Annotated in this window: 5 protein-coding genes and 1 pseudogene; 4 read left to right on the forward strand and 2 right to left on the reverse strand. The window is 66.4% G+C overall.

Annotated elements, in window-relative coordinates; genetic code table 11:
- Positions 1-871 (forward strand): FtsK/SpoIIIE domain-containing protein (locus tag R1101_RS0116790; RefSeq protein WP_016934531.1); only part of this gene is annotated, 871 nt, incomplete at its 5' end.
- A gap of 163 nt (positions 872-1,034) precedes the next feature.
- Positions 1,035-2,024, forward strand: coding sequence for a TerC family protein (locus R1101_RS0116795; RefSeq protein ID WP_016934532.1), 990 nt, complete (start codon positions 1,035-1,037; stop codon positions 2,022-2,024).
- On the opposite strand, the gene R1101_RS0116800 is transcribed toward R1101_RS0116795, so the two are convergent.
- Together R1101_RS0116800 and R1101_RS27160 are read right to left on the reverse strand one after the other, a co-directional pair.
- Positions 2,014-2,298 (reverse strand): YciI family protein, encoded by a 285-nt coding sequence (locus tag R1101_RS0116800; protein ID WP_016934533.1) that lies wholly within the window; start codon positions 2,296-2,298, stop codon positions 2,014-2,016. The genes R1101_RS0116795 and R1101_RS0116800 overlap by 11 nt on opposite strands.
- A gap of 24 nt (positions 2,299-2,322) precedes the next feature.
- A pseudogene (locus R1101_RS27160) lies at positions 2,323-2,851 on the reverse strand (amino-acid N-acetyltransferase).
- A gap of 43 nt (positions 2,852-2,894) precedes the next feature.
- Here R1101_RS27160 and pgsA point away from each other — a divergent pair.
- Entirely contained in the window at positions 2,895-3,623 is a 729-nt protein-coding gene (gene pgsA / locus R1101_RS0116810; RefSeq protein WP_026003379.1) for a CDP-diacylglycerol--glycerol-3-phosphate 3-phosphatidyltransferase, read from the forward strand.
- A 247-nt stretch (positions 3,624-3,870) separates the two neighbouring features.
- Complete coding sequence (locus R1101_RS0116815) at positions 3,871-4,248, forward strand: helix-turn-helix domain-containing protein (RefSeq protein ID WP_026003380.1); 378 nt, start codon at positions 3,871-3,873, stop codon at positions 4,246-4,248.
- Positions 4,249-4,379: the final 131 nt, after the last annotated feature.

A 4,379-nucleotide genomic window follows, 5' to 3' on the forward strand; every position in this document is an offset into this window, starting at 1 on the left:
GAAGGCGGCCGCAGCGCTCGCCTGGCTCGTCGAGGAGATGGAGCAGCGCTACCAGGACATGCAGGCCAACCGCGTGCGGCACATCGACGACTTCAATACCAAGGTGAAGTCGGGGGAGATCACCGCGCCGTTGGGGAGCGAACGCGTGTACCGGCCGTATCCCTACATTCTCGCCATCGTCGACGAGCTCGCCGACCTGATGATGACGGCTCCCCGCGACGTGGAGGACGCGATCGTCCGCATCACCCAGAAGGCCCGTGCCGCCGGCATCCACCTCGTGTTGGCCACGCAGAGGCCTTCGGTGGACGTCGTCACGGGCCTGATCAAGACGAACGTGCCGTCGCGACTCGCGTTCGCGACGAGTTCGCTCACCGACTCGCGAGTCATCCTCGACCAGCCCGGCGCCGAGAAACTCATCGGCATGGGCGACGGGCTTTTCCTGCCCATGGGTGCGGGCAAGCCCGTGCGCATGCAGGGTGCCTTCATCACCGACGAAGAGATCGCGGCCGTCGTCGACTTCGCGAAGAACCAGGCCGAGCCCGAGTACAACGAGGGCGTGACCGCCCCGAAGGCCGGCGACAAGAAGGACGTCGATCCCGACATCGGCGACGACCTCGATGTCTTCCTCCAGGCCGTCGAGTTGGTGGTGACGAGCCAGTTCGGCTCCACGTCGATGCTGCAACGCAAGTTGCGCGTCGGATTCGCGAAGGCCGGCCGCCTGATGGATCTGATGGAGACCCGCGGGGTCGTCGGACCCAGCGAGGGCAGCAAGGCGCGAGAGGTGCTGGTCAAGCCGGAGGAACTCGACGGTCTGTTGTACTCGATCCGCGGTGGCGGCGAGGCAGCGGAGGCGCCCTCGGGCGCGGAATAAGCGCATGTGGCACAATCGAGGAAGCTGTGGAGGGGAGTATCCCCTTATCCGCGGCGGTCTCGTCAACACGTGCGGCGCCGATGCCGTCCCGGGGCCGTCGGTCCGGTAACTATCCGGGCGGGAGAGACCTCCGGCAGGTACGACAACCTACCGGAAGGCTGTGATGCCCGTGCACGTAACTCTGACGACCTGGTTGATCACGATCGCCGTCATCATCGGACTGTTCGTCTTCGATTTCTTCGCTCACGTTCGCAAACCGCATGCTCCGACACTGCGGGAATCCGGATTCTGGTCGGCGGTGTTCATCGCCATCGCGATCGTCTTCGGTCTCATCGTCTTCGCGGCGTGGGGACCGACCTACGGCGGCGAGTACTTCGCCGGATACATCACCGAGAAGGCGCTGTCGGTCGACAATCTGTTCGTCTTCGTCATCATCATGGCCACCTTCGCGGTGCCCCGTGAGTACCAGCAGAAGGTCCTGACGATCGGTATCGTCCTGGCGCTGGTCATGCGCGGTGCCTTCATCGCGGTCGGTGCCGCGGCGATCAACGCCTACAGCTGGGTGTTCTACCTCTTCGGTATCTTCCTGATCTACACGGCCGTCAAGCTCATCCGCGATCACGGCGAGGACCCGCAGGGTATCTCGGAGAACCGAATGGTGAAGCTGGCCCGCAAGTTCCTGCCGGTGCACGACGAGTACGACGGCGACAAGCTCGTCACCCGTATCGACGGCAGGAAGATGGTCACCCCGATGCTTCTCGCGCTCGTCGCGATCGGGTTCACCGACATCCTCTTCGCGCTCGACTCGATCCCCGCGATCTACGGCCTGACCGACGAGCCCTATCTGGTCTTCACCGCGAACGCCTTCGCGCTGATGGGTCTGCGCCAGCTGTTCTTCCTCATCGGTGGCTTGCTCGAGCGGCTCGTCTACCTGTCCTACGGACTGTCGATCATCCTGGCGTTCATCGGCGTGAAGCTGGTGCTCCATGCCCTGCACGAGAACACGCTCGGCTGGATCAACGGCGGCGAGCACGTCGCCGTCCCGGAGATCTCCACTTCGGTGTCGCTGATCGTGATCGTCGGGGTGCTGGTCGTGACGACCGTGGCGAGCCTGCTGAAGACGCGAGGAGCGAAGGAACCCGTCAAGCGTTGAACACGCCCATCACCGGGTTCCATCCGGTGATGCGCACGGCATCGACGAGGTCGCGCTGCGAGAACGGGTCCTGGGCCATCAGTTCGCGCGCCGCGGCCTCGTCGGCCACGTCGACGAGGATGAGCGCACCCGACCCGTCCGCCCACGGACCGGTCGCACGCACGACGCCCTGCTCCACGAGAGCACCGAGCCATGCGCGGTGCTTCGGGCGGTGTTCGTCGCGCGCCGCGGCGGTCGCATCCGAATAGGTGTACTCGACGGCGAACAGGGCCATCGGGCCTCGCTTTCGTGATCTCGATCAGAGGGTGAGGAGCATCCGGGTGTTCCCGAGCGTGTTCGGTTTCACATAGCTCAGGTCCAGGAACTCCGCGACGCCCGTATCGTACGACCGGCACATCTCCGCATAGACCTCGGCCGTCACCGGAGTCCCCTGGATCTCCGCGAAACCGTGCCGCGCAAAGAATTCCACCTCGAAGGTGAGCACGAACAGTCGTTCCAGCTCGAGCTCGCGGGCGACCTCGATCAGGCGCGCGACGATCAGGTGACCCGCGCCGTGGCCCTTGACGGACGGGTCGACGGCGACGGTGCGTACCTCCCCGAGATCCGACCACAGCACGTGCAGGGCCCCGCACCCGACGACCCGCCCCCCGAGTTCGGCCACCCACGAACTCCTGGACGGCCTCGTACAAGGTCACCAGATTCTTCTCGAGCAGGATCCGGCCCGCGTAGATGTCGATGAGCCGCTTGATCTCGGGCACGTCGGAGGTTCGGGCGCGCCGCACGACCATTCGATCGTTCGATTCGTGGTTCGTCGGCGCAGTCGTCATGCGGTGAACAGTAGCGCGTGCGGCTACCGATATTGTGGGGCACATGAGCACGCCCCGCCAGCATGTCACCGCGTCGGGCGGGAGCGGCGCCGCACCAGGACCACACGCCGGGAGCCCGCACGATCCGGTGCCGTTGTGGAACATCGCCAACATCCTGACGGTGGGCCGGATCGCATTGGTACCGATCTTCCTGGTGCTGCTCTTCGTCGGCGACGGGCACGACACCGCGTGGAGGCTCGCGGCGACCGGAGTCTTCGCGATCGCCGCGATCACCGACCGGATCGACGGTCAACTCGCGCGGAAACACGGTCTCGTCACCGATTTCGGTAAACTCGCCGACCCCATCGCCGACAAGGCCCTCATCGGCGCGGCGCTCGTCGGACTGTCGATGCTCGGCGACCTGTCGTGGTGGGTCACAGGAATCATCGCCGCCCGGGAGCTGGGGATCACCGCGCTGCGTTTCGCGGTACTCCGCCACGCCGTGATCCCGGCGAGTCGCGGCGGTAAGGCCAAGACCCTGGTGCAGACGCTCGCCATCGGCCTCTACCTGCTGCCCCTGCCCGACTCGGTGGAACCGGTGGCGATCGGCCTGATGATCCTGGCGGTCGCGCTGACGGTGGTGACCGGTCTCGACTACGTCGTCCAGGCCATCCGCCTGCGCACCGGAGTACGCCGGAGCGAGACCACACGTGTGGAGACCGGCGATGGCGGGAACACCCCTGCGGAGGACACTCCGGACGACGGCCGCGCGGTGGGTGAGGACGCCCGGTGAATCCGGGCGACCCCTCGTGGTCGCCCCACGGGCCGGCGTACAGGTGGACCGACTCGTGCGGCGACCGGTGCCGTATCCGGCTCGGGACGGTCGACACCGCTGTGTCGGGACCACTCGCTCGTCTGCGACGGCCGTGGGCGTTGTAATGTCTGGACACCGCAGTATCGAGGTCCGATCGATCCGCGGGAACCTCGCAGCGTCGTCGTGCGTTGTCGAGGTGTCGGCACGACGGACGAAGGAGGATGGGATGGCGCTGTTGTTGCGTGAGGCACTCGGTGACAGCCTTCGGCGCACCCGTGTTTCGCAGAGCCGCACCCTGCGCGAAGTCTCCAGCAGCGCCCGGGTCAGCCTCGGTTACCTCTCGGAGATCGAGCGCGGCAGGAAGGAGGCCTCGAGCGAACTGCTCGCGGCCATCTGCGACGCATTGGATGTCCCGCTCTCCGACGTGCTGTTCGACGTGAGTGGTCTGCTGGCGGACGGACTCGACCGTCGCGCGGGCATGGAGAGCACCGCATCCGAGACGATCTCCGCCGATCGGCCCGACGGCCCCGAGCCCGGCTTGCTCGCGCAGGAGCCACGGATGGTGATTCCTGCACCCGCCGCGCAGGCGCTGGCAGCCGCCTAACATGGATCACGAACCGTGCCGGCCTCGCCGGACGCGGGCATGAGCGACATCGACCGGGTCGTGGTGCGTGCACGAACCCGGCCAGGGCAGGGCAGGTGGGTCGTCGGGGGTAGCAGCGGACCGACGATCTT

Origin of the sequence: Rhodococcus sp. R1101, from assembly GCF_000278445.1 — a bacterium.
In the GTDB taxonomy this organism is placed as follows: Bacteria; Actinomycetota; Actinomycetes; order Mycobacteriales; family Mycobacteriaceae; genus Rhodococcus; species Rhodococcus gordoniae.

Bases quoted from the DNA above. Each gene is read 5' to 3' on its own strand.
- R1101_RS0116795 (WP_016934532.1), top strand. From the start codon at position 1,035: ATGCCCGTGCACGTAACTCTGACGACCTGGTTGATCACGATCGCCGTC.
- R1101_RS0116800 (WP_016934533.1), bottom strand. From the start codon at position 2,298: ATGGCCCTGTTCGCCGTCGAGTACACCTATTCGGATGCGACCGCCGCG.
- pgsA (WP_026003379.1), top strand. From the start codon at position 2,895: ATGAGCACGCCCCGCCAGCATGTCACCGCGTCGGGCGGGAGCGGCGCC.
- R1101_RS0116815 (WP_026003380.1), top strand. From the start codon at position 3,871: ATGGCGCTGTTGTTGCGTGAGGCACTCGGTGACAGCCTTCGGCGCACC.